Genomic DNA, 22,493 nt, shown 5'->3' on the forward strand with positions numbered 1-22,493 from the left:
CGCTGCAGCGACTCGCCGACCTTGCCCAGAGCGCCTTCAGCCGTCTGCGCCATGGAAATGGCATCGTTGGCATTGCGCGATGCCACCGACATGCCGCGCACCTGCGAAGTCATGCGCTCAGCGATGGCCAGACCGGCCGCATCATCCTTGGCCGAGTTGACGCGCAGGCCAGAGGACAGGCGCTGCATGGCGGTCGACAGGGATGACTGGGACGTATTGAGGTTGCGCTGCGCATTGAGCGAAACCAGATTGGTGTTGATCGTTTGTGCCATTTCGAACACTCCACAAGAAGCCGGTGACTCCCGGCGGAAGCGCCTGCGGTGTTGTGTTCAACACCCGACCCTGAGCCGGACCACAGGTCCTACGGTTTGAAACCTGTTGGAGTGATTGTCGGCAAGGCGTTCGACGGGCAAAACCGCAATAAGGGGCTGAAATGGCGGTCAAATCTCGGCTGATCAATAAAAAAGCCCCGCCGGGGCGGGGCCTTCTTTGTCGGCTGACTGATCAGCTCAGCAGCTTCAGCACTTGCTGTGGCAGTTGGTTGGCCTGAGCGACCATCGCGTTGCCAGCTTGTTGCAGGATCTGTGCTCGAGACAGGTTCGCAGTTTCTGTGGCGAAGTCTGCATCGGTGATGCGAGCCTTGGCGGCGGATTGGTTCTCCACCGAAACCTGCAGGTTTGAGATCACGGCGTCGAAGCGGTTTTGCGAAGCACCCATCGTGGCGCGCTCACCGTTGACCATGTCGATGGCCTTGTCGATGTTGTCGATCACGGTAGCGATCACACCTGCGGTGGCCGAGCTGTCGATCACGGCACGACCGGAGCCAGTGTTGTCGGTGCCAGCCACAGAGGTCAGGGTGGCAGCGCTGCCCATGTTGGTGGTCACCAGGTCGATGGTGTCATCGGAGGTGGTGTTGGCGCCAACTTGGAAAGTCAGGGTGCCGGCATCGCTGCCGATGACGTGCTTGCCGTTGAAGGTGGTGCCACCCACAACACGCTGGATTTCCTTGGCCAGTTCGCCGAATTCCTTGTCCAGGGAGTCGCGGTCGCTGCTGCTGTTGGTGGCGTTACGGGCTTGCACAGCCAGTTCACGCATACGTTGCAGCGCGTCGCCAACCTTGGCCAGAGCGCCTTCAGCAGTTTGAGCCAGCGAGATGCCGTCGTTGGCGTTGCGAACAGCGACGTTCATGCCCTTGACCTGAGCATTCATGCGCTCAGAGATGGCCAGACCGGCGGCGTCGTCCTTGGCGGAGTTCACACGCAGACCCGAAGACAGGCGCTGCATGGAAGTGGACAGCGAAGATTGAGAGGTAGAGAGGTTGCGCTGTGCGTTGAGCGAAACCAGGTTGGTGTTGACAGTGGATGCCATGGTAAAACTCCTTTGGGTCGATCACTAACCGGCGACAGCCGGACATTCATCAAGCAGACGCGAGCGGCCTGATGGCCATCCGGCGTTAGTCAACCTCAGGGATCAATGGCGTTTGCCTTGTTGAGCCATTGGCCGGCTAACCGGACCACGAACACGCATTTGCTAGCTCGTTGAACCTGTTATCGGGAGCACCTCACGAAAACTTTAGGGCTGGTGCTTGACAACTTTTGCAAATGTGGTGCGTCGCAATCTGTGCCGGCTTTGCCTGTCTTATTCGAGCCTTGCTGAAACACCAGTCACCTAGAGTTGGCAGGGCGCGGATCACTGACTGAACCGGCAACCCCTTATCGGTCACTCGATCGCACACTTGAAGGAGAAATGACATGGCGCGTGCTTCGCGAAACTTGATCCCTCATTCAAGGGGGGGTGTTTCTGCATCAACTTCGAATGCGAAGCGCGCACATCAGTTGTGGAGCGATGGCCTTGCTTACAAGAAGTCAGGGCAGTGGCTCAAAGCATGTGCCTCATTCAAAGAGGCTGTGAAGCTAGAACCCCGCGATGCGTTGTACTGGCTGAATCTGGCTCATGCATTGAACAAGCTGGGGCAGCGCACGGAAGCGATGGATGCCGCACGTACGTCATTGGACCTGGATGCAAAGAACCTGGTGACCAACCATTTGCTGGTTCAGCTATATCGAGATCAAAGAGATCCGGCTGAGGCACTGGCAGTGTTGAATGCACTGCCACCGGATGTGACGCGAGATGAGCGGCACCATGTTTTGACCGGGGCTTGTTTGGCCGAGATGGGTAAGCATCAAGAGGCGATTTCGCATTTCTTGAATGCGCTGCAGATCAAGCACGACGACAAGGAGGCCTACAGCCAGTTGGGCTTCAGCCTCATGAAATTGCGCCAGCACGCGCAAGCTGCAGAGTGCTTCAGAACATTGTCCGTTCTGGATCCCACAGCCTTGGACGTGGCCATGTATGCGGTGCACTACAGCGCGTGGGCATGTGACTGGGACATGGTGGATCACGACAAAGGTCGGTTGGCAGACACCATGGATTTGCTGACGGAAGCGTCCGTCTCAGAACCCATCAGTCCGTTCTGTCTTCTGTCCATTTCGGATGATCCGGAACTGCAGAAATGGATGGCGATGTGGGACATGAGGCGCTATCGTCATATCCATCCGCAGGACCCAGGTCACTATCCCAAGCGGGATACGCAGGCTCGGATCAAGGTCGGCATGGTGTCATGCGACTTCCATCACCACGCAACCAGCATGCTCTTGGTCGAGGTGCTGGAGCGATTGGATAAGCAGAAGTTTGAGGTCTTCCTGTATTCGCACGGTCCGGATGATGGGAGTGCGCTTCGTCGGCGTGTGGTGGCTTCAGCAGATCACTTTGTAGAGTGCGCCAAGATGCTGCCGAGAGAGCAGGCCGACCGCATTCGAGCAGATGGCATCGACGTGCTGTTTGAATTGAAGGGCTTTACGCAGGACACGCGCCTGGCGACGTTTGCCTTCCGCCCCGCGCCGGTGCAGGTTGCATGGCTGGGCTACCCGGGCACCTGCGGCGCCCCGTTCATTGACTACATCATCGGAGATCCGATGGTGACCCCGTTGTCGTCTCAGTCGGCGTACACCGAGCACATCGCGCAAATGCCGATTTGCTATCAGCCCAATGACAGTAGCCGACATCGTGACGTGGCGCGCACACGGCAGGAGTGTGGCTTGCCGCCAGATGCCGTCGTGATGGCTTGCTTTAACCAGTCGTACAAGATCACGCGTGAATTGTTTGATGCGTGGTGTCGCATCTTGCAGCGGGTGCCTGCAGGGGTCTTGTGGTTGCTGGTGCCGGATGAGGCTGTGCGTCAGCGCTTGAGGTTGGAAGCCGCGCGACGTGGCATTTCGCCGGATCGCCTGTACTTTGCTGATTTCGAACAGATTGACCGCCATCGGCAACGCATTGCCTTGGCTGACTTGGCGCTCGATACCTTCCCTTGCGGTGGTCACACCACGACCAGTGACACCTTGTGGTCGGGGGTGCCAGTTGTGAGCCTCATGGGGCAGACCTTTGCCTCACGTGTGGCAGGTAGCTTGCTGTCTGCGGTGGGGTTGCCGGAACTCATTTGCCAGAACTTCACGGAGTACGAAAACAAGGCCGTGGCTTTGGCGCAAGAAACGGCGCTTCGCATGGCCATGCGACAGGCTTTGCTGGATGCGCGTGACAGTGCACCCTTGTTTGACAGCTCACGCTTTGCTGTAGACCTCGGGCAATTGATTCAGCGTATGGTTGCGCGATCGGACCAAGGGCTGCCACCCGCACCATTGCCCGCAGAGAAAGAACCAGCATGACGACACTGCCGACGATCCATGTGTGCATTGTTCAGCCAGCAGGCTACATTCACTCGCTGGGCTTCCTTGACCAGGCACGGTACTTTAGGCACCAGTTTCGACGCATGGGTGCTGAGGTCACACTGGCGAAGAATCGCTTGCGCCATGATGCGGTCAATGTGATCTTTGGGGCGCACCTTGGATTTGATCCGGGCTTGCGCCAGCGCTATACCTGCATCTTCGTGAACCTGGAGCAATTGGGGGCGGGCGGTGCCAACGTCACGTCAGACTACATGTCTCTGCTGGGTTCGTCTGCCGTCGTGGACTATGACGAGCGCAATGTGCCGGCTTACACGCCTCATGTGGACGATGTGCCAATTGTCCCTATCCTGCATGCGCCGTATCTTCAGCGAGCTGACCTGATTCCGCTGGCCGATCGCCCGATCGATGTGCTGTTCATCGGCAGCCTCAACGAGCGGCGCAAGGTGATGCTGGATCAGATTGAATCGACCGGTGCCCGTGTCGCGATGTTTGATGCACCGCTGTATGGGCCCGAGCGGGATGTGTTCATTCAGCAGGCCAAATGCGTCTTCAATGCGCACTTTTACGAATCCAGTCGATTCGAGCAGGCGCGTGCATCGCTCTGTCTGTCGCTGGGGACACCTCTGGTGTCGGAGCGACTGCCGATGTCGGGGCCGCACCCTGCCTATGAGGACAGTGTCTTCTGGGTCAATGGCGACACGCTGGTGCCGTTCTTTTCCGAGGTGTTTGGCACCCCGGCTTATTACGAAGCTGCACAGCGTCAGCTCGACAACTTCAAGACGTTCGATCCGATCGAGGCCTACGCAGATGTGCTGGCATTTGCTGCCGGGTATGGTCCGACCCATCAGGCGAGACGCCCCCAAGAGGCCTGGTCGCCTGAGGGGATCAATCTGAGTGCCGGGGACGAGTACATTCCGGGTGTTCTGAATCTGGATCGCACCGTCTCGACACAGCCCGATGCCTTGTTGGATCTCAGTGAGCAGATTGACTGGCCTTTGTACTTTGAGACCAGCTATGCCGGACCTGTGCAACTGGCGCCTGAATCGGTGTCGGTCATCAAGGCCAGTGGTGTACTGGCCAAGACACGAGACATTCGACAGTTGATGAGCAACTGCCTGACCCTGCTCAAGGTAGGGGGGCAACTCCTGGTGGATGTGCCGCATGAAAAGGCAAAGGCTGCCTGGCAGGATCCCGAGAATGTGCGTGCCTTCAATGAGCGCTCGTGGCTGCACTACACGGATTGGTTCTGGCACATGGATTGGCTTGAGCACCGATTCAATGTGGGCAGCATGAGCTACCTGGATGAACGCATGCAGCCTTGCCAGGCCGAGTCCGCGTCCTACATGCGACTGGTTCTGACCAAAGTGGAGACGACGCTCCAGGAGCGCACGCATGCACGGGTCAAGCGAGCAGACTTTGGATTGCCAGAAGACCTTGACTTGATGTGATCGCCTCGGCGGTTGCGGGTCGGGTCCAATAGGCGTTGATTCAACGGTTTGTTTCCGAGATCGGTCATGTGTCAGGTCCGCTAATGTGAGCGCATTGCAGCCTTTTGTCTGTGGGTCTTCACATGAGCACCAACCCTGTCTATCTTGTCGTGGCTTTTGACCACCCTCTGAATGTGGTTGAAAGCGTGGCCGAGCGCATTGCATTTGGTTTGAGTTGCCAGGGTTTGCATGCGGTCGCATGTTGCCTGCCACGCGATGCCGAGAAGATGGCTCGCATGTCACCAGACATGATCTCCGGGATCATGTCCTTGGGTAGCCCCCCACTGTCTTGCCGGGTAGGCAACAAGCGCCTTTGGGAGTGCACCAATGGGCCGGTCACCATGTACTTCCTGGATGCCATCATTTATGACATGGCACGCGTGCCGGCCATGTCCGAGTACATCGTTGCAGCACAGGCCGACCACCGACTGGGCTTTGCGTCACCCGAGCGAGGCTATGCGCAGTGGCTGGGCCCCAGCCTGGGTGTGCGCTGGGATTACATGCCGTTTGGGCATTTCTCTCAACTCAATACTCCCGTTGAGCAAGCCGAAACGCAGAACAAGCTGTGCGTGGTGGGGACGGTGGGCAGTGAACTGGGGTTCAGTCCCGCTCACGAGTCACTGGCGGACCTGTTCGCGCGCTTCAACGTTGGCGTTGCGCAGCGTCGTGATGAGCTGACAGACCGCCTCTTCGCGGCGGATGCCAAGCAAATTCCGGCGCTGACCTTGTGTGAGCACTTTGGCTGGAATGCAAAAGAGGCCTTGTCGAATCTCTCGCTCATCATCGCCGTTGACTCATGGATCAAGCGCAACAAGCGCATCGAAGCCATGAAGAGTCTGGCGGGCCACGCCGTGGATTTCTTCGGGTTCGGCTGGAAGGAGTTGCTCGGTGACATCGACGGCTTCCGTTATTTTGGTCAAGTCAAGCACCAGGACATTGCCAAACTCATGCCGCATTACCGTGGGTTGTTGAACTTCGATCCCAACTGGGAGGCCGGTGTTCATGATCGCGTGTACACAGCCTGTGCATTGGGCGCTGTGTCACTGACCAATACCAACGAAGCCTTGCCCGAGGCTCAGCTGCCATCAGATTTGGTGGTGACTTACAACGCGAACAAGCCCAACCTGGGTGAGCTTGTGGAGGCGCATGGCATTCTGGATCCCAAGCCCCGGATGAATGTGCCTCGTGCTGATGTGCTGACGGCACACAGTTGGTCTGCACGTGCAGCGCACTGGATCACCTTGTCGCAAGGCACGCGCTTGTTCAATTGAGGATGCGGAGTTTCGTATGTTGAACGTGGTCGTCATCAACGGTGGGCGGGGTGCCGGAACTTTGATTCCCGCGCTGCTGCGTCGGCAAGGTCTGCATGTCACGTCAATCGTGAATGCTTATGACGATGGCAAGTCGACGGGCGAAATCCGCAAGTTCTTCGGCATGCTGGGCCCGTCCGATCTCCGCAAGGTGCAGGAGTTGATGCTGCCAGAGGATGATCCGGACTACGCGGCCAACTGCGAAGTCTTCAGCTACCGTTTTCCTGATGATGCGCAGCGGGAAACCGTTCTGGCGCAGCTCAACGCCTTTGCCAGCGGGGAAACCGACAAGCTGCTGCACATCCAATTTCAGCAGGCCAAGATTCGGTCAGCGCTGCGCTCGTTCGTCAGTGAGTTCCTGGCCGGGCTGAACGTGATCGAAAAGATCCGGGGTGAGCAACTGAAGTTTGCAGACTGCTCAATCATGAACTGCATCTATGCCGGTGCGTTCCTGGTCTTCCAGCGCAACATTGAGTTGGCCACGCTGTTCATCGATCGCTTGTTCAAGCTCAAGGGGACGGTTCTGCCCACCAGCATCGAGGACAAGAAGCTGGTCGCCTTGCGCGAAAACGGTGAGATCCTTTACAGCGAGGCCGAGATTGTCGAGCTGCGTTCCAGCGTGCGTGTGGAGCGCGTCTACCTGCTCGATGAGTCATTGGACAAGGCCCGCTTCGAGACGCTGTCGGCCGCAGAGAAGCGCTATTACCTGGAGCGGCACCACTGCCGTGTGCCGGCATCGCCCAAGGTCGAGCTGGCCCTGCAACAAGCCGACATCATCATTTACGCGGCAGGCACGCAGCACTCATCGCTGTACCCCACTTACATGTCTTCGGGCATTGCGCGCAACATCGCAGACAACAAGCATGCGCTGAAGGTCTTCGTGACCAACATCGGCGCCGACTACGAGACACCTTCGTACCATGCGTCCGACTACATCAAAGGTGCGCACAAGTATCTCAACCTGTCGGATGCGCGCTTTTACGGCATGCACGAGCTGTTCGATTGCGTGCTCGTCAACCAGTCTGGCGAGGGCGAGAACTACGTTGACTACGACGAGGCTGGCTTCCAGGACGTGCCAGTGCGTCGCATCGTGGATGTGTTCGAGAACCTCAATGCCAAGGGGCGACATGATGGTGACAAGGTCACGCAACTCGTGATGAGCTTGCATGATGAGCGCACCGTTCCGTTCGGTGGCATGCATTGATGCGCTGGTGAGGTGACATGTCCTCGGCCTTGATGCGTCTGCTGCAGTCCAAGCAACTGCTGATCTTTGACTTCGATGGCACGATCGCGGACACCTCGCCTTTGCATGCTCAGGCATTCACGCAAGCGCTGTCGGGCAAAGGCATTGCCGTTCACTATCCAGACATTGCAGGACTGAAGACCGCAGATGCGGTGCGGTTCTGCGCTGAGCGTAGTGGCGTGCCTTTGCGTGAGGATGAGGTTCAGTCACTGGTTCAGGCCAAACAGAGCTTGGTGCGCAGCCTCATGGCCCAGCACCTGCAGGCCCTGCCGGGTGCGGATGACTTTCTTCAGCAGGTTGCGCGTACCCATCGATTGGCCATGGTCACGTCGGGCTCCCGAGGTACTGTCGCACTGGGATTGGGCAAGTTGGGCTACACCGATTTCTTCAATCCCTTGATTTGCGCGGATGACGTGGCACAAGCCAAGCCGTCACCTGAGGGCTTTCTGAAAGCGCTGGCCGTGGCAGGCGTGTCCGCCGATCGCGCGCTGGTGTTTGAAGACTCGCCTGCCGGGCTGACAGCAGCCCATCAAGCGGGCCTGGCCACGATCCAAATCGAAGCCGACACGTGGGCTGCGTTGTTGAAGGATCTGAGATGAGCGAGACACCGCGCGACAAGATCGGGGCGTTGATTGTGGCGGCGGGCCGCGGCACGCGTGCAGGCTTGCCGTATCCCAAGACGCTGTACCCCATTCAGGGCAAACCCATTCTCTGGCGCTTGCTGGATGTGTTGAAGCCCCATGATCCGCAGCCCACGGTGGTGGTCAGTCCTGGTGGTCAAGCGGACGTGGCCGCCAGCCTTCAGTCGGGGGGATATGCGGCACACCTCGTGGTGCAGCCTGAGCCTCGGGGCATGGGGCATGCGGTGTCTTTCTTCAAGGACTCACCCGCCTACGCCCAGACCGAGCACGTGATTCTGGTCTGGGGTGATATCCCTTTTGTGCAGGCAGAGACGATCGGTGAGATGGTGCGCGTGCATCGGGCCCATGACAATGATTTCACCTTCGTGACGCGGGTCGTTGACGATCCTTACACCATTGTCACGCGCGACGCGCAGGGGCAGGTGAGGGGCGTTGTCGAAACGCGCGAGGCCGGTAGTGAGAAGCAAGCGCATGGCGAGCGTGAGATGGGGCTCTTCCTGTTTCGCAAGGAGGCCGTCATGTCGTTGCTGCAAGACGAACTGCCAGGCAAGTGGGGCGGCCACACCGGTGAGCATGGCTTCCTGTACCTGATTGGTCACTTGGTGGCGAAGGGCTACAAGGTTGAGGCCATTCCCGTGGCCACCGAAATGGATCTGGTATCACTCAACAGCCTGAGCGACATTCGCGATTACTTGTGAGACCGCAAAGGAGCGTCAGCGTCCCAGTAGCTGATCCAGCAAGCTGAGGTTCTGACGGGCGAGCACGCTGCCTCGTCCATGCACAGCGCCCTCTAGCGATGGGTTCTCGCCAATCTCCAGGCAGCGCTCCCAAGCTTGTCGAATCATCGGCACCAAGTGCCCGGCTTGCTCCGGATGGGCCACGACGAAATCCAGCAACACGTCGCCCAAGACGAAATAGAAGTCGGGCGAATCAGGCCAGGTGGGCATTTCTGTCTCGGCGTATTGCACCGCTTCAGACAGATGGCCCAAGGCCTTGAGTGTGAAGAGCCTTCGCAGCATCAGATCGTGACGCCAGCTGGGTTCACGGCTTGTCTCCGGGCCCAGCAACGATAGGGCCTGGTTGTAGGCCTGCAAAGCCGGTTCAAACCGGTCATGCACCTCATGGTCCTTGCCCAACTGGTAGTGCAAATAGGCGTTGAGAGGGGCTTGCTGCACGGCCAGTTCCAGTAACTGGCGGTTGCGGTCACCCTTGGTGCGCATCTGCTCCGGCAAGTAACCGTCGTGCTTGAACCGGATGGGCAGATTGCGCTTGGGCAGTGTCGATGAGGGTTGTTCGTGTATCCGGCCCTCAAAGTGCACCCCTCGGGGCAGCACACGGGGCAGCCAACTGGATGCTTCTTGCGCTGCTGCCCCAGGTGTGTCGTTGGTGCCATAGGCGCTGCACACCTCCACACGTCCCACAAAGTCGGGTTGCAGGTCACGCAGGGCCAGCAATTGTTCGCCACCGTGCTGAAGTACTTCGTCGGCATCCACGACGATGTGCCAGTCTGCGTCGCTCAGCTCCAGTGCGGCATTGCGTGCGGCCGAAAAGTCGTTGACCCAAGTGAAGTGGGCCACGCGAGCGCCTGCCGTCTGGGCGAGCACGACGGTGTCATCGGTGGACCCGGTGTCGAGCACGATCATCTCATCCACCCATGGCTTCATGCTGTGCAGCACGGCTGAGATGAGACGCGCCTCATTGCGGGCAATCATCACCAGTGCCGTCTTGAAGCGACCTTGTTTGGTGGTCATCGTCAAAACACCTTGCGCCCGGTGAGCCGCTCATGCTCGCGCACGGCAAAGCGATCTGTCATGCCAGCGATGTAGTCCGCCACAGCACGGTGCAAGTCGTCCCGGCGGGCGAAGTCATCGCGCATGGCCGATGGTTGATCGACATAGGCCGCAAACAGTTCCGACAGTACTTGCTTGGCTTTGGCGGTGGTGTCATTCACCTGCGGATGGCGATACAGCTCTTTGAACAGGAAACGCTTCAGAGCGGTACTGGCTTCGCGCATGGGCTGACTGAAACGCACAAGGGGCGGGCACTGGCGCGCCTCGTCGGCCGATGTGGGGCGATGTTGATCGAGGTTGGCGCGGGTGGCGTCAATCACATCGTAGACCTGTTGTGAGAGCATGCGACGGATGGTGTCAAACAGCAATCGGCGCCCCTGGAGGTCGGGATACTCAGACAATGCCTCATCCCGGAATCGGGTGAACAAGGGTACGGCTTCCAGCTGCGTCATCGTGATCAGGCCTGATCGCACCCCGTCATCGATGTCGTGCGCGTTGTAGGCGATTTCATCGGCCAGGTTGCACAACTGTGCTTCGAGGCTGGGTTGCGTGCCATCCAGAAAGCGTCGGCCCACGCCGCCAGGCTCACGGGCTTCCAACATCTCGGCGTGCTTGCGAGAGCAGTGCTTGAGGATGCCTTCTCGCGTTTCGAACGCCAGATTGAGGCCGTTGTAGGCGGGGTAGCGCTCTTCCAGTTCATCCACTACACGCAGCGACTGAAGGTTGTGCTCAAACCCGCCGTGGGCATGCATGCATTCGTTGAGGACATCCTGACCAGCGTGCCCAAATGGCGTATGGCCCAGATCGTGAGCCAGTGCAACGGCCTCAACCAGGTCCTCGTTGAGGCCCAGTGAGCGTGCGATGGAGCGGCCGAGCTGCGCCACTTCCAAAGAGTGGGTCAGCCGTGTCCGAAACAGATCGCCCTCGTGGTTCAGAAAGACCTGCGTCTTGTAAACCAATCTGCGGAAGGCCGTGCAGTGCACGATCCGGTCACGATCGCGCTGAAAGTCGCTGCGCGTGGGGGCGGGTGACTCAGGGAAGCGTCGCCCCCTTGTCTGCGCTGAATGGCTGGCGAAGGGAGCGAGTGTCATGGGCGTTTGACTGATTCAGCAGGTGTGTGCGGCGATCACGTCGCGCACCACAGTCTCGGGTGCTGGGCGCATGCCGGCTTGTCCCAGCGGCCCGATCACCACGAAGCGAATTTCGCCGCCCTCGGCCTTCTTGTCGACCTGCATCAATTCCAGATAGCGGTCGGCGCCGAGATCGGGGCCCTTGGTGGGCAGGCCGGTGCGCTCAATCAGGGCGGTGATGCGTGCCGCCGTGGCGTCATCGATCAATCCCAGACGTGCAGACAGGTCTGCAGCCATGACCATGCCACAGCCGACGGCTTCACCGTGCAACCACTCGCCATAACCCAGGCCGGCCTCGCTGGCGTGCCCAAACGTGTGGCCGTAGTTCAAGATGGCGCGCAAGCCCGACTCTTTCTCGTCTTGACCCACCACCCATGCCTTGATTTCGCAAGAGCGTTTGATGGCGTGCTTCAACGCTTGGCGATCGCGGGCCAAGAGCTTGTCCATATTGGCTTCCAGCCAGGTCAGGAACTCGGCATCGGCGATGGGGCCGTACTTGATGACTTCTGCCAAGCCGGCCAGCAGTTCGCGCTGGGGCAGGGTATCGAGTGTGACCAGGTCGCAAATCACCCGTTGAGGCTGATAAAACGCCCCGATCATGTTCTTGCCGGCGGGATGGTTGATGGCGGTCTTACCACCCACGCTCGAGTCCACCTGGGCCAGCAGCGTGGTGGGGACTTGCACAAAGGGCACGCCGCGCATGTAGCAAGCGGCCGCAAAGCCCGTCATGTCGCCGATGACACCGCCGCCCAGTGCGTACAGCACGGTCTTGCGGTCGGCGGCTTCTTCCAGCAGTTTCGTGAAGATCTGGTTCAGCGCGGGCCAGTCTTTGTACTGTTCACCGTCGGGCAGTTCAACGTCCAGCACTTCCTTGTGCAAGGGCGCAATGGCTTCACGCAGACGCGCTGTGTACAGCGGGCCAACTGTGGTGTTGGTGACAATCAGACCCTTGGATGATTTGGGCAGGCCAGCGAAGGTCGCGGCCTCTTGCAGCAGCCCCTCACCGATCAGAATGTCGTAGCTGCGATCACCCAGATCGATGGCGACCGTGGTGTGGCCGGCGCTGGGAGCTGTCGCGGGAGAGAGGGGAGTCGATGCCATGAAAAGACCGTCGCTGAAAGAGAGGCGTGGCGCCCCGAACTTCGCGGAAGTTCGGTCCCAGCCGCGACGCGTGGGGCATCAAACAAAAATAAGGTGACGAGCCTTGACCTGGCACTGTTGGCTAACGGTTAGGGCTGCTTCGTTCCCGACCTGACCCGGTTGGCCGCGCCCCCATGCAGGGAGGCCCGTCAACGTCGATTGTACGCGAAGTGCTTACGACTTGTCGGCGGCCAGCCACACTGCAAGGGCTTCCAGATGGGTTTGTAGTGCGGCCTGGAACTGAACGAGTGCAGCGTCAATCTGGCCTGCGTCTCGCAGGACCAAGGCTTCCTCCAGTGCACCCGCTTGTGCGGACAGTGCAGCCATACCCAAGTTGCCTGCTGAGCCCTTGATCGTATGGGCCTGCCGGCGAGCCAGTTCAGGCTCTTGCGTGACCCATGTTGCCCAATTGGGCAAGGACACACGCTGTTCGTCGAGGAACCGGCCCAACAACTTGCGCAGCAGGGCCTCCTTGCCCGCGCAACGTGCCAATGCTGCGGGAATGTCCAGAAGTGGGGGGGCAGGGGGTGTCGATACCGTTTCGGGGGCAGGCGTCGGTGCAGGATACGGCGGAGCCTCATCCAGCGCGCCGCTGATCGTGTCTTGTGGCTTGCTGCGCGACCACTTCAACACCATGCGGATGACATCCTCAGGTTCGAATGGTTTGGGCAGATGGTCGATCATGCCGGCATCTTTGCAGCGCTGAGTCTCTTCCGGCATGGCGTGCGCGGTCAGCGCGACCACGGGCAGGTCCGGATCACGCATCTGCAGCAACTCTGTGGCCTGCAAACCGTTCATCACTGGCATTTGCACATCCATCAGTACGATGTCGTAATGGCCCTTGCCATGTTGTTTCAACAACTCGACCGTGCGCTTGCCATCTTCCACACAGTCGACGATGGCGCCTTCTTGCTCCAGCAGCGTGGCCACGATGTCGCGGTTGATTTCCACGTCATCGGCGGCCAGGATGTGCAAGCCTCGCAGGCGGGGGCCTTGCTCCTTGGAAGCCAGCGGCGTGGCGGTGGGAGCTGGGGCATGGGTCAATTCCAGCGGGATGCATAGGGTGAAGGTGGAGCCCTCTGCCAGCGCACTCACCAGTTCAATGGTGCCGCCCATCAATTGCGCCAGTTGCTTGCTGATGCTCAGGCCCAAGCCTGTGCCACCGTACCGACGGGAGGTGGAACCGTCCGCCTGTTCAAAGGGCTCAAACACACGTGCCTGCGCGTCAGGGTGCATCCCAATGCCCGTGTCCTTGACCGCAAAGCGCAGGTGCCGCTCGTCGGTAGAAATGGTCAGCGAGACCTCCCCCTGCTCGGTGAACTTCACCGCGTTGGACAAGAGGTTGAGCAAGATCTGATTGATGCGGAGCGGGTCACCCATCACGGCTGGTGGCGCGGCTTCGCAGTGCAGCGTCAGGGCGAGCCCCTTGTCACGAGCCCGCTCGGCGACCACGGCCATGGCGTCTTCTGCCAGCTCTCGCGGTGACAGCGGGGTGTGCTCAATCGGCAATTTGCCCGCTTCAATCTTGGTGAAGTCAAGGATGTCGTTGATGACGCCAAGCAAATGCTTGCCAGAGTGGCTGATGCGCTCCAGCACCGTTTTCACCTGGGGGTCGCATGGCGGCAAGTTCAGCCCCAGTTGCGCCAAGCCCAGGACACCATGTAGGGGCGTGCGGATTTCGTGGCTCATGTTCACGAGGAACGAGCTCTTGACCTTGGCCAGTTGCTCTGCCTCGACTTTTGATGCGGCCAACTCGCGCAACAGCGCGTTTTGCTCGGAAATGTCGACGGTCAGCGACATGATCGCGGCAGGATTGCCATCGCGATCTGGCAGGGTGATGGACGTGGTCAGGTAATCTTTGCGAGAACCATCCGGCAAGAAATTGGCGATTTCGTAACGCAGCAGCGGGGTGCCACTCAGCAGTTCGTGATCGTGTTTGATGATTTGCTCAGCCACAGCCGGGGCGAACACATCTTCCACGCGTTGGCCGATCAGTTTGTCCATGCTGGACCCCGCCAAGCCCGCAAACACTCGGTTGCACAGCTGATAGCGGTTGTCCAGTCCGCGAATGCTCATGCTCAGGGGCATGGCTTCGATGATGGTTTGCAGGTGTTGCTGCTGCAGGGCCAACCGTTCGGTACGTTCCAGCACCAGCTCTTCCAGTTGCTCTCTGTGTTCGATCAGGGCTCGCTCACTGGCCAGCAAGCGGGCTTGTGTCTGATCCTGCATCTCCACTTTTTTTTCAAGCTCCATGCGAGCTTGCTCAATCGTGGTCATCGCATTCCAGAACAACCGGCTGAAGTGCGCAATCACGGTTCCGATGGTCATGAACACGATGACCTGAACCACTGCGTAAGACAGCGACGGCGGCGCAGACCCCTGGCTGATGCCTTTGATCCACCCGCCGAATTCCAGCCCGAACAGCATCAGGCTTCCCAGTACGGCCACGCGTGTGGTCCAGACGGCGGCTCTGGCGCTCAGTACAAAGCCGGCGACCACGATGAGGCATGCGGGGACGACCGCCGCTGAGGAACCGACACCGGACCCCAAGTAAATGCTGATGCCGACGATCAGCACATACACGGCGATGCCAAAGAAGGCGATGGCTCGCCGGATGCCCAGGTATCGCTTGGTCACGAGTGCCCCAAGGGCAATCAGTGTCAGCAGCAGGCCGCTCCCCATCCGCGCAATGCGCACATCGTCCGACTGATGTGGGATGAAGGCCAGTGCGATGTTCAGGAAAATGCCACCCAGCGCCGCCACCACCAACACGGAGGTGACGGTTGCCGTCAAGGCATCTTTGAGCCCTGAGCGAACGTGCTCTAGCGTGGAGGGGGAGTCGGCGTGGCCTGCCGTGCGAGCGCTCATTTGGGCAGTTAGCCGTTGGACGCCAGTTTGGCGATCAATCGCGTCATGTGTTGGTCAATCTGGTTGCTCTGGTCAAAGACGCTCATGGCTTGATCGATGTGACGACGCAGGGTGTTGGACAGTGTTTCCTCCTGCGTTTCGCTCAGTCCCAGGTGAATGAACGACTCTTCGACTTCGGCGTGCATGTGCTGGAGGATTTGGCCGAGTTGAACTCGGATGGCGTGCTGTTGCGCCGAAATGTCTACCAGTGTGTCTCGCGTCAGGTCCACCAGTCTTTGCGTGTGCTCAAGGTCAGCCTTTTCGCTTTCGACATCCAGAGATTGCAGCCGGGCGAGCAACCCCTCTGCCATCAGGGCCACGTTGTCGCGCGCGCGCGCCAAACGGTCGATTTCTTCGCTGCTGTAGTGGCTGGGATCGGGCGCTTGGGGCAGCTTGCGCACCAGCATGATCACGTTGCCGTACTTGTAGCTGGTGTTGTCCGTGCCGACGGGCTGAATGCTGGTGCCGTTCTTGACCTCGATGTGGTCCAGGATCGAATTCTCCAGGGCACTGCATTCTGCGCGAGCGGTGCGAGACAAGACGCCTTGGCGGCCAGATAGCCGCAAGCAGCCGTCAAATCCCAAGCGCTCCAGGGAACTGAAGAAAGCGTTGGCCAGCTCGGGATAACTATGGCAACTCGAGAGCTGTCGCTGAAACTCCAGCACCAGACCCACTTCGCCATACATGTCTGCCGTGCTGAGAACGGTATTCATGGCCTCCTCGAACTGTCCGTTCAAGGCTTGATGGCGTGCGCGTTGCTCGACTGCACGTTCAATCTTGGCGGTCAACTCCGCCACATCGAATGGCTTGGTCAGGTAGTCGTCCGCGCCAACCCGGTAGCCACGCAGGCGCTCGTCAATGTTGACGCGCGCAGACAGGAAAATCACAGGCAGGTCGGGGAACTGGCCTTTGATGGACTCGCAGGCTTCATAGCCATCCATCTCAGGCATGTCCACATCCAGCAAGACCAAGTCAAAGGTGTCTTGCTGAACATTCTCAACGGCGGGGCGTCCGCCTGTCACGGTGCACACGTCGTAATGATCCTGGAGTGCTGCATCCAGCATTTCCAGGGTCAGTTCATCGTCGTCTGCAATCAGGATCTTGGCTCGAGTCATGGCCTGCTTCTGTTTCAGGCAAAAAACCTCTCAGGACCATCATGGTGTCCAAAGAGGGCCTGAAGCTCCCTAGCGGCCTTATCGGCGATTCCTGGCAAAAATTGAGTCTGCGTTTTCAGCGCAGTTGCAGCTCTTCAGCGCCGTAGATGACGTTCAGAGGCTCGATGACCACTTGCTTGGGGCCTTCTTCCACGCGGCCGGCCACCAAGGCGGGAATGCCCAGGCCTTGCGCCACTTCCACCACGCGCTGTGCCTGATCGGCCGCCACATACAGGGCGAAGCCTGCGCCCATGTTCAGGGTGCCGTAGGCTTCATGGTCGTCCAGGCCGCATTCCTGCTGCATGAAGGCCAGCACGGGCGTCTTTTCCGGCAGGGCGGTGATGCGGTAGGTCAGGGTCTTGGGGTGACGCAGCAGCTTGCGCCAGCCGTGACCCGTCACGTTTGCGCAGTAGTGAGGAATGATGCCTTCCTTGGCCAGCGCTTCGGTCACGGGCGAGTACAGCACCGTGGGGGCCAGCAGGGCTTCGCCGTAGGTCTGGCCGTTGCCGATGTCGGTCAGGTAACCCTTGGGCAGGCGCTCGGCCAGCTTGCGGGCCAGCGACAGACCGTTGGCGTGGATGCCGCTGGAGGCCAGCAGCACGATGGCATCGCCCGCCCCCAGCTTGTCGCCTACCGACAGGCGTTCTTTCGGACTGATGATGCCCGTGCACGAAGCGGCGAGGTCGACGCGGTTGTCGGCCACGATGCCGGCCAGTGCAGGGGTTTCGCCACCGCCCCAAGCCACATTGCAGATTTCACAAGCCTTTTTCCAGCCCGCGACCAGCGCATTCGCGCGGATCTTGTCGCCGAACCAGTCCGAGCCGCCGGCAGCCCAATAAGCCTGCACCACCAGCGGGGTGGCGCCGACGGTGATCAGGTCATTGACCGCCATGGCGATCGTGTCTTGCGCAATGCCGTCGTAGTAGCTCTTGCCGGTCAGCGCAGCCATTTCGTCGGCCACCAGGGTCTTGGTGCCCAGGCATTCCACGATCGAGGCCAGGTACATGGGGCCCACATCGACCACGTAAGCCGACTCGCCACGCGACGCCAGCACTTCCGAGAAACCATGGCTGGCCAGGTTGGCGCCCGTTTCAGCGGCGGCGCGCTGGGCCGCGACCTTCAGCGGGTCGATCAGGTCGTAGTTGACACCGGCCTGGTCATAGGTGAGGGGCGCGTTCGGTTGGGTGGGCGTGGTCATGGCGCGTCGGTAAGCTGAGGGTTCGCAAAACCCGGGATTATCCGGTATGGGCGAGCGGATGTCGCCCCCCCTCGTGGCAAGGTGTGTGCAAGCTTGCATAGACTGTGCCCCATGAACAGCATCTTCTCCAGCCTCTCGTCTGCCTTGCCCATCCCGCTGCAAACCGCGCTGTTGCTGGTGGCGTCCAATGTGTTCATGACCTTTGCCTGGTACGGTCACCTCAAAAACATGGCCAGCAGGCCGTGGTTCGTCGCCGCACTCGTCAGTTGGGGCATTGCGTTGTTTGAATACCTGCTGCAAGTGCCCGCCAATCGCATCGGCGCACAGTCGCTCAACGTGGGACAACTCAAGGTGATGCAGGAGGTGATCAGCTTGAGTGTGTTCGTGCCGTTCGCGGTTTTTTACCTTGGGCAACCCTTCAAACTGGACTATGTGTGGGCGACTTTGTGTCTGGTCGGGGCGGCGTATTTCATGTTTCGGGCCTGACGCGCGGATGAAACCTACACAAAGCGATCGACTTGGCTCTATAATCCGCGGTTTTCCGGCCCGAGTTGGGGGCTTTCACCTGCGTGAGAGTGGACCAACGCGTATCTAGGCGGGGCGGATCGCGGTCTGAGCGGGTAAGTGCCTGTTCGACCTATGGCTGTTTAACCCTGAGTGTCTCCCGGGGAGATCAGCCGCTCAACACCATTTGAAGGACACATCATGGTCGTGATTCGACTCGCACGTGGCGGCTCCAAGAAGCGCCCTTTCTACAACATCGTCGTCGCTGAACAGAAGAACCGTCGTGACGGTCGCTTCCTGGAGCGCGTGGGTTTCTACAACCCCGTGGCTTCCGGCAACGCTGAAACCCTGCGCCTGTCGCTGGATCGCGTTGACGCATGGGTGAAGAACGGCGCTCAACCTTCCGACGCTGTGAACCGCCTGATCGGCCTGGCCCAAAAGGCTGCCGCGCCTGCTGCTTGATTGAAGCTGCATGAACGATCGCTCGACACAGTCGCTGGTGCTGGAAGACGGAGTCGTCTGGCCCGAAGATGCGGTGGAAGTCGGGCGCGTCGTTGACGCCTGGGGTGTCAAAGGCGGGATCAAGGTTCAACCTTTCTCGGCCGACCCTCAGGCGCTCTTTTGCACCAAGAAGTGGTTCTTGCGTCCAGCCGAAGCGGCTGCCGGTGCAGTGACCAAGCCTGGTGTGGCAGAGGCTGCCAAGCCTGCTGCCAGCAAAGTGCCTCCTCGTTTGTCTGCGCCTCGTTTCCTCAAGGTCAAGCAAGCGCGAGAGCAGGGCGATGTGATCGTGGTGACCGCAGAAGGTCTGGACGATCGCAATGCTGCTGAGGCGTTGAAGGGATCGCGCATTTTCGTGTCGCGTTCTGCCTTTCCGACACCCGACAGTGACGAGTTCTACTGGGTGGATCTCATTGGTCTGGATGTGGTCAACCGCGAGGGTGAAGCCCTTGGTCAAGTGGTGGACCTGATCGAGACTGGCCCCAACTGCGTGTTGCGTTGTGAGGCTGAGGGCACCGAGCGACTCATCCCGTTTGTTTCTGCGTACATCGACAGCGTCAGCCTGGCCGACAAGCGCATCGTGGCCAACTGGGGCCTCGATTACTGAACCCGGCGTTGAACGGGTCCGATCATGGCCGTTCGCTTCGACGTCATCACCCTCTTCCCCGAATTGTTTGCGCCGTTTCAGACGGTGGGCGTGACGCGTCGTGCGTTCGAGTCGCGTGCGGTGGACATGCGCTTGTGGCCTTTGCGCGATCATGCTGAAGGGGTGTACCGCCGCGTGGATGACCGACCGTTTGGGGGTGGGCCCGGCATGGTGATGCTGGTCGAGCCCTTGGTGCGATGCATGCGCGCCATTCGTGCGGATCAGTCCGCTGGGGGCGCCCCGCGTTTGCCGGTGATCTTGTTCAGCCCGGCGGGCAAGCCACTGACTCAGCAGCGGGTTCAGCAATTGGCCGAAGGGCCGGGGGCGGTGCTGTTGTGCGGTCGTTACGAAGGCATTGACCAGCGTTTCATTGACGCCCATGTGGACGAAGAAGTCAGCATGGGGGACTACGTGTTGTCAGGCGGTGAATTGCCGGCCTTGACCCTGATGGATGCGGTGGCGCGTTTGCAGCCCGGTGTCTTGCATGATGCGGCCTCGCACGAGCAGGACAGCTTCTCGGATGGTTTGCTGGATTGCCCGCATTACAGTCGCCCTGAGGTGCTGAGCGTGCCCGCTCAAGGCGATGAGCCGGGCGTTGAAGCGGCCGTGCCCGATGTGCTGTTGTCGGGGCATCACGCCAAGATTGCGCGCTGGCGCCGGGAGCAGCAACTGGCCATCACGGCCCGCCGTCGCCCTGAGCTGATCGACGCTGCGCGCGCTCGTGGCGAACTATCGAAAAAAGACGAAGACTTTTTGTCGCAACTCACGCTATAATCTGCGGTTTTCCGATCCTCTACCCGGCTGTATTCTTTCATCCCGGTCATGTCGACCGATTTTGAGCGCGGGCAAGATCATCAAGGAGCTTTTGATGGCCAACATCATTCAACAGCTCGAGCAAGAAGAAATTGCTCGTCTGAACAAGAACATCCCTTCGTTCGCCCCTGGCGACACCGTGATCGTCAGCGTGAACGTGGTTGAAGGTACCCGTAAGCGCGTTCAGGCTTACGAAGGCGTCGTGATCGCCAAGCGTAACCGCGGTCTGAACTCCAGCTTCATCGTCCGCAAGATCTCCAGCGGCGAAGGCGTTGAGCGTACGTTCCAACTGTACAGCCCGCTGATCGCTTCGATCGAAGTCAAGCGTCGTGGTGATGTGCGTCGTGCCAAGCTGTACTACCTGCGTCAGCGCAGCGGCAAGTCTGCACGTATCAAGGAAAAGCTGGCCTGAGCCCCGCTCGGTTAACAGCCTTCCCAAGCCGCCTGTTGCGAAAGCCAGGCGGCTTTTGTTTTGTTATGGTGGCGCCATGGCTTTGATATTTGATCCGCATGCGGCCGAGTTGTTGGGTTATGACTTGCACCTGCCTGCAGTCTCTGCCGAGGCTTGGACCCGCGAGGCGTTGGTTCACCGGTTTCTGCAGCCCCCGGTGTGGACGCCCGAAGTTCGAGTGGACCGTGCGTTGCCTGTGCAGGGCAGCACGCCCGCTGCGGTGTTGATTCCCTTGGTGATGCGGCCACAGCCCACGGTGCTGCTGACACAGCGGACATCCCACTTGAGCAAGCACGCGGGGCAAATCAGCTTTCCGGGCGGGCGCAGCGAGCCGGACGATGGCAGCCCCGAAGTCACGGCCTTGCGAGAGGCACAAGAGGAGACAGGTCTTGCACCGGATCGTGTGCGGGTGCTGGGGCAGATGCCCACGTACACGACGATCACGGGTTTTCTGGTGACACCCGTGGTGGGGCTGATCACCCCCCTTGCCCATGAGCAGCAAGGATTGGCGTTGCAGCCGGATCCGGGTGAGGTGGCGGAAGCCTTTGAGGTGCCATTGGATTTTTTGATGAATCCACAGCATCACCAGCGCAGAGCGTTCACCGTGGGGGATCGGCAGGCTGAGTTTTTTGCGATGCCCTGGACCGCGCCCGGACGCGCCGAGCCGTACTTCATCTGGGGTGCCACGGCCGCGATGTTGCGTAATTTGTACCGCTTCCTGGCCGCATGAGGGGCTCTGCACATTTCGGCAGGTGCGGGCCTGACGAGGCAGCTATCATCTGCGTATGAGCTTCTTTGCCGTGCTGTTCGCTTTGCTGGTCGAACAGCTCAAACCCCTCGCCAACCAGAACCCCATCCACGACTTGCTGTCGGGGTGGGTGCGTTGGGCTGGTCGCAACTTCGATGCCGGTGCTCCGGTGCATGCTCGGGTGGTGTGGGCCATCACGGTCGCGGCGCCCGCGGTGCTGATGGGCGTGGTGTATGCCTTGGTGAATCAGTACAGCACGGTCTTGGCACTGCTGCTGGACGTCATCGTGCTGTATTTCACCTTGGGTTTCAGACAGTTCAGTCACCACTTCACCGATATCCGTGATGCCCTGGAGGCGGGGCGGGAAGACCGTGCGCGTGAGTTGCTGGCACATTGGCGTCATCTGGATGCCAGCGAACTGCCCCGCACCGAAATTCTGCGTCACGTGCTGGAGTATTCGCTGCTGGCCGCGCATCGCCACGTGTTTGGCGTGTTCTTCTGGTTTGTGGCCTTGTCGACCGTCGGGTTGGGGCCAGCAGGTGCCATCTTGTATCGCATGGCTGAATTCGCCAGCCGCTATTGGTCGTATCGCAGTCAGGTGACGGGTGCGGCCACGCATGACCGCCTGATGAACCTGTCGCAGACCTTGTTTGCCTGGCTGGACTATGTGCCGGCCCGCCTCACCGCATTTGGTTTTGCCGTGGTGGGCAACTTTGAAGATGCGGTGGACGCCTGGCGCCGTCATGCGGTGCTGTGGGTGCGCCCGAACGAGGGCACGATCTTGTCGGCAGCGGCCGGGGCGCTGGGCGTCCGTTTGGGCGGGCAAGTGGCGCCGACTGTGGACGGCCCCGATGTGAGCCGCACCTTGAGCCGGGGTGAAGACGCCGAAGTGATTGAGGCAGAAGGCAGCACCGCGGGCGCCGAGCCGCAAATGGCACACCTGCGCAGCGTGGTGGGTTTGATCTGGCGTTCGGTGGTCCTGTGGATGCTGCTGCTGGCGCTGCTGTCCTTGGCCAACCTCATTGGCTGAGCACCACGCCGACGAAACAAGGGCCGGATCATCCGGCCCTTTTGCTTTTCAGGTGCCCGG

The 22,493-nt window shown here is 60.0% G+C and carries 20 protein-coding genes, 1 other RNA gene and 1 pseudogene; 13 read left to right on the plus strand and 9 right to left on the minus strand.

Annotated elements, in window-relative coordinates; translation table 11 throughout:
* Positions 1–272, minus strand: a pseudogene (locus ACMV18_RS11665) (flagellin FliC); the annotation flags it as partial.
* Positions 273–504: 232 nt separating this feature from the next.
* Entirely contained in the window at positions 505–1,368 is an 864-nt protein-coding gene (locus ACMV18_RS11670; RefSeq protein WP_420817989.1) for a flagellin domain-containing protein, read from the minus strand.
* 383 nt (positions 1,369–1,751) lie between these two features.
* On the opposite strand from ACMV18_RS11670, the gene ACMV18_RS11675 reads away from it, so the two are divergent.
* From ACMV18_RS11675 to ACMV18_RS11700, 6 genes are all read left to right on the plus strand, one after another.
* Positions 1,752–3,722 (plus strand): tetratricopeptide repeat protein, encoded by a 1,971-nt coding sequence (locus ACMV18_RS11675; RefSeq protein WP_420817990.1) that lies wholly within the window; start codon positions 1,752–1,754, stop codon positions 3,720–3,722.
* Positions 3,719–5,191, plus strand: a complete 1,473-nt coding sequence (locus ACMV18_RS11680) for a hypothetical protein (RefSeq protein WP_420817991.1) — start codon at positions 3,719–3,721, stop codon at positions 5,189–5,191. The genes ACMV18_RS11675 and ACMV18_RS11680 overlap by 4 nt, the downstream gene beginning before the upstream one ends.
* Positions 5,192–5,313: 122 nt before the next feature.
* The gene (locus tag ACMV18_RS11685) at positions 5,314–6,501 is read left to right on the plus strand and encodes a glycosyltransferase family protein (protein WP_420817992.1); all 1,188 of its coding nucleotides are present in this window, start codon (positions 5,314–5,316) and stop codon (positions 6,499–6,501) included.
* A gap of 16 nt (positions 6,502–6,517) precedes the next feature.
* Positions 6,518–7,744: a 2-phospho-L-lactate transferase CofD family protein gene (locus ACMV18_RS11690; RefSeq protein WP_420817993.1), complete on the plus strand. Its 1,227-nt coding sequence runs from the start codon at positions 6,518–6,520 to the stop codon at positions 7,742–7,744.
* A 17-nt stretch (positions 7,745–7,761) separates the two neighbouring features.
* The gene (locus ACMV18_RS11695; protein ID WP_420817994.1) at positions 7,762–8,382 is read left to right on the plus strand and encodes an HAD family hydrolase; all 621 of its coding nucleotides are present in this window, start codon (positions 7,762–7,764) and stop codon (positions 8,380–8,382) included.
* Positions 8,379–9,122 (plus strand): NTP transferase domain-containing protein, encoded by a 744-nt coding sequence (locus ACMV18_RS11700; RefSeq protein ID WP_420817995.1) that lies wholly within the window; start codon positions 8,379–8,381, stop codon positions 9,120–9,122. Before ACMV18_RS11695 ends, ACMV18_RS11700 begins: the two co-directional genes overlap by 4 nt.
* Before the next feature lie 15 nt (positions 9,123–9,137).
* On the opposite strand, the gene ACMV18_RS11705 is transcribed toward ACMV18_RS11700, so the two are convergent.
* The 7 genes from ACMV18_RS11705 to ACMV18_RS11735 all read right to left on the minus strand — a co-directional run bounded on the left by ACMV18_RS11705 (position 9,138) and on the right by ACMV18_RS11735 (position 17,743).
* Positions 9,138–10,175 (minus strand): glycosyltransferase, encoded by a 1,038-nt coding sequence (locus tag ACMV18_RS11705; RefSeq protein WP_420817996.1) that lies wholly within the window; start codon positions 10,173–10,175, stop codon positions 9,138–9,140.
* A 2-nt stretch (positions 10,176–10,177) separates the two neighbouring features.
* Entirely contained in the window at positions 10,178–11,305 is a 1,128-nt protein-coding gene (locus tag ACMV18_RS11710; protein WP_420817997.1) for a deoxyguanosinetriphosphate triphosphohydrolase, read from the minus strand.
* Positions 11,306–11,320: 15 nt separating this feature from the next.
* A complete protein-coding gene (gene aroB, locus ACMV18_RS11715; protein WP_420817998.1) occupies positions 11,321–12,445 on the minus strand; it encodes a 3-dehydroquinate synthase in 1,125 nt (374 codons plus the stop codon).
* A 92-nt stretch (positions 12,446–12,537) separates the two neighbouring features.
* Positions 12,538–12,635, minus strand: an RNA gene (gene ffs / locus ACMV18_RS11720) — signal recognition particle sRNA small type.
* A gap of 23 nt (positions 12,636–12,658) precedes the next feature.
* Entirely contained in the window at positions 12,659–15,352 is a 2,694-nt protein-coding gene (locus tag ACMV18_RS11725; protein ID WP_420817999.1) for an ATP-binding protein, read from the minus strand.
* Positions 15,353–15,360: 8 nt separating this feature from the next.
* Positions 15,361–16,506 carry a response regulator transcription factor gene (locus ACMV18_RS11730; protein WP_420818000.1) on the minus strand — a complete coding sequence of 382 codons (1,146 nt, stop codon included), beginning with the start codon at positions 16,504–16,506 and terminating at the stop codon, positions 15,361–15,363.
* 115 nt (positions 16,507–16,621) lie between these two features.
* Positions 16,622–17,743 carry an AIR synthase-related protein gene (locus tag ACMV18_RS11735; protein ID WP_420818001.1) on the minus strand — a complete coding sequence of 374 codons (1,122 nt, stop codon included), beginning with the start codon at positions 17,741–17,743 and terminating at the stop codon, positions 16,622–16,624.
* 111 nt (positions 17,744–17,854) lie between these two features.
* Between ACMV18_RS11735 and ACMV18_RS11740 the strand changes: the two genes are divergently transcribed.
* From ACMV18_RS11740 to ACMV18_RS11770, 7 genes are all read left to right on the plus strand, one after another.
* On the plus strand, positions 17,855–18,229 hold the full coding sequence (locus ACMV18_RS11740; RefSeq protein ID WP_420818002.1) for a DMT family protein: 375 nt from the start codon (positions 17,855–17,857) through the stop codon (positions 18,227–18,229).
* Between the two features lie 219 nt (positions 18,230–18,448).
* The gene (gene rpsP, locus ACMV18_RS11745; RefSeq protein ID WP_374256311.1) at positions 18,449–18,709 is read left to right on the plus strand and encodes a 30S ribosomal protein S16; all 261 of its coding nucleotides are present in this window, start codon (positions 18,449–18,451) and stop codon (positions 18,707–18,709) included.
* Positions 18,710–18,719: 10 nt separating this feature from the next.
* Positions 18,720–19,352, plus strand: coding sequence for a ribosome maturation factor RimM (gene rimM, locus ACMV18_RS11750; protein WP_420818003.1), 633 nt, complete (start codon positions 18,720–18,722; stop codon positions 19,350–19,352).
* A 24-nt stretch (positions 19,353–19,376) separates the two neighbouring features.
* Positions 19,377–20,165, plus strand: coding sequence for a tRNA (guanosine(37)-N1)-methyltransferase TrmD (gene trmD, locus ACMV18_RS11755; protein ID WP_420818004.1), 789 nt, complete (start codon positions 19,377–19,379; stop codon positions 20,163–20,165).
* Between the two features lie 94 nt (positions 20,166–20,259).
* Entirely contained in the window at positions 20,260–20,616 is a 357-nt protein-coding gene (gene rplS / locus ACMV18_RS11760) for a 50S ribosomal protein L19 (protein WP_374256305.1), read from the plus strand.
* A 76-nt stretch (positions 20,617–20,692) separates the two neighbouring features.
* Positions 20,693–21,385, plus strand: a complete 693-nt coding sequence (locus ACMV18_RS11765; protein ID WP_374256304.1) for a CoA pyrophosphatase — start codon at positions 20,693–20,695, stop codon at positions 21,383–21,385.
* Between the two features lie 55 nt (positions 21,386–21,440).
* Positions 21,441–22,433: a CobD/CbiB family protein gene (locus ACMV18_RS11770; protein WP_374256303.1), complete on the plus strand. Its 993-nt coding sequence runs from the start codon at positions 21,441–21,443 to the stop codon at positions 22,431–22,433.
* Positions 22,434–22,493 lie beyond the last annotated feature (60 nt).

The organism is Aquabacterium sp. (assembly GCF_048860245.1).
Lineage (GTDB): Bacteria > Pseudomonadota > Gammaproteobacteria > Burkholderiales > Burkholderiaceae_C > Aquabacterium.

Coding starts and splice junctions, on each gene's coding strand:
- ACMV18_RS11730 (WP_420818000.1), bottom strand. CDS start 16,506: ATGACTCGAGCCAAGATCCTGATTGCAGACGACGATGAACTGACCCTG.
- rplS (WP_374256305.1), top strand. CDS start 20,260: ATGGCCAACATCATTCAACAGCTCGAGCAAGAAGAAATTGCTCGTCTG.
- ACMV18_RS11695 (WP_420817994.1), top strand. CDS start 7,762: ATGTCCTCGGCCTTGATGCGTCTGCTGCAGTCCAAGCAACTGCTGATC.
- rimM (WP_420818003.1), top strand. CDS start 18,720: ATGAACGATCGCTCGACACAGTCGCTGGTGCTGGAAGACGGAGTCGTC.
- trmD (WP_420818004.1), top strand. CDS start 19,377: ATGGCCGTTCGCTTCGACGTCATCACCCTCTTCCCCGAATTGTTTGCG.
- ACMV18_RS11685 (WP_420817992.1), top strand. CDS start 5,314: ATGAGCACCAACCCTGTCTATCTTGTCGTGGCTTTTGACCACCCTCTG.
- ACMV18_RS11765 (WP_374256304.1), top strand. CDS start 20,693: ATGGCTTTGATATTTGATCCGCATGCGGCCGAGTTGTTGGGTTATGAC.
- ACMV18_RS11705 (WP_420817996.1), bottom strand. CDS start 10,175: ATGACCACCAAACAAGGTCGCTTCAAGACGGCACTGGTGATGATTGCC.
- ACMV18_RS11670 (WP_420817989.1), bottom strand. CDS start 1,368: ATGGCATCCACTGTCAACACCAACCTGGTTTCGCTCAACGCACAGCGC.
- ACMV18_RS11690 (WP_420817993.1), top strand. CDS start 6,518: ATGTTGAACGTGGTCGTCATCAACGGTGGGCGGGGTGCCGGAACTTTG.
- rpsP (WP_374256311.1), top strand. CDS start 18,449: ATGGTCGTGATTCGACTCGCACGTGGCGGCTCCAAGAAGCGCCCTTTC.
- ACMV18_RS11735 (WP_420818001.1), bottom strand. CDS start 17,743: ATGACCACGCCCACCCAACCGAACGCGCCCCTCACCTATGACCAGGCC.
- ACMV18_RS11680 (WP_420817991.1), top strand. CDS start 3,719: ATGACGACACTGCCGACGATCCATGTGTGCATTGTTCAGCCAGCAGGC.
- ACMV18_RS11770 (WP_374256303.1), top strand. CDS start 21,441: ATGAGCTTCTTTGCCGTGCTGTTCGCTTTGCTGGTCGAACAGCTCAAA.
- ACMV18_RS11725 (WP_420817999.1), bottom strand. CDS start 15,352: ATGAGCGCTCGCACGGCAGGCCACGCCGACTCCCCCTCCACGCTAGAG.
- ACMV18_RS11675 (WP_420817990.1), top strand. CDS start 1,752: ATGGCGCGTGCTTCGCGAAACTTGATCCCTCATTCAAGGGGGGGTGTT.
- aroB (WP_420817998.1), bottom strand. CDS start 12,445: ATGGCATCGACTCCCCTCTCTCCCGCGACAGCTCCCAGCGCCGGCCAC.
- ACMV18_RS11740 (WP_420818002.1), top strand. CDS start 17,855: ATGAACAGCATCTTCTCCAGCCTCTCGTCTGCCTTGCCCATCCCGCTG.
- ACMV18_RS11710 (WP_420817997.1), bottom strand. CDS start 11,305: ATGACACTCGCTCCCTTCGCCAGCCATTCAGCGCAGACAAGGGGGCGA.
- ACMV18_RS11700 (WP_420817995.1), top strand. CDS start 8,379: ATGAGCGAGACACCGCGCGACAAGATCGGGGCGTTGATTGTGGCGGCG.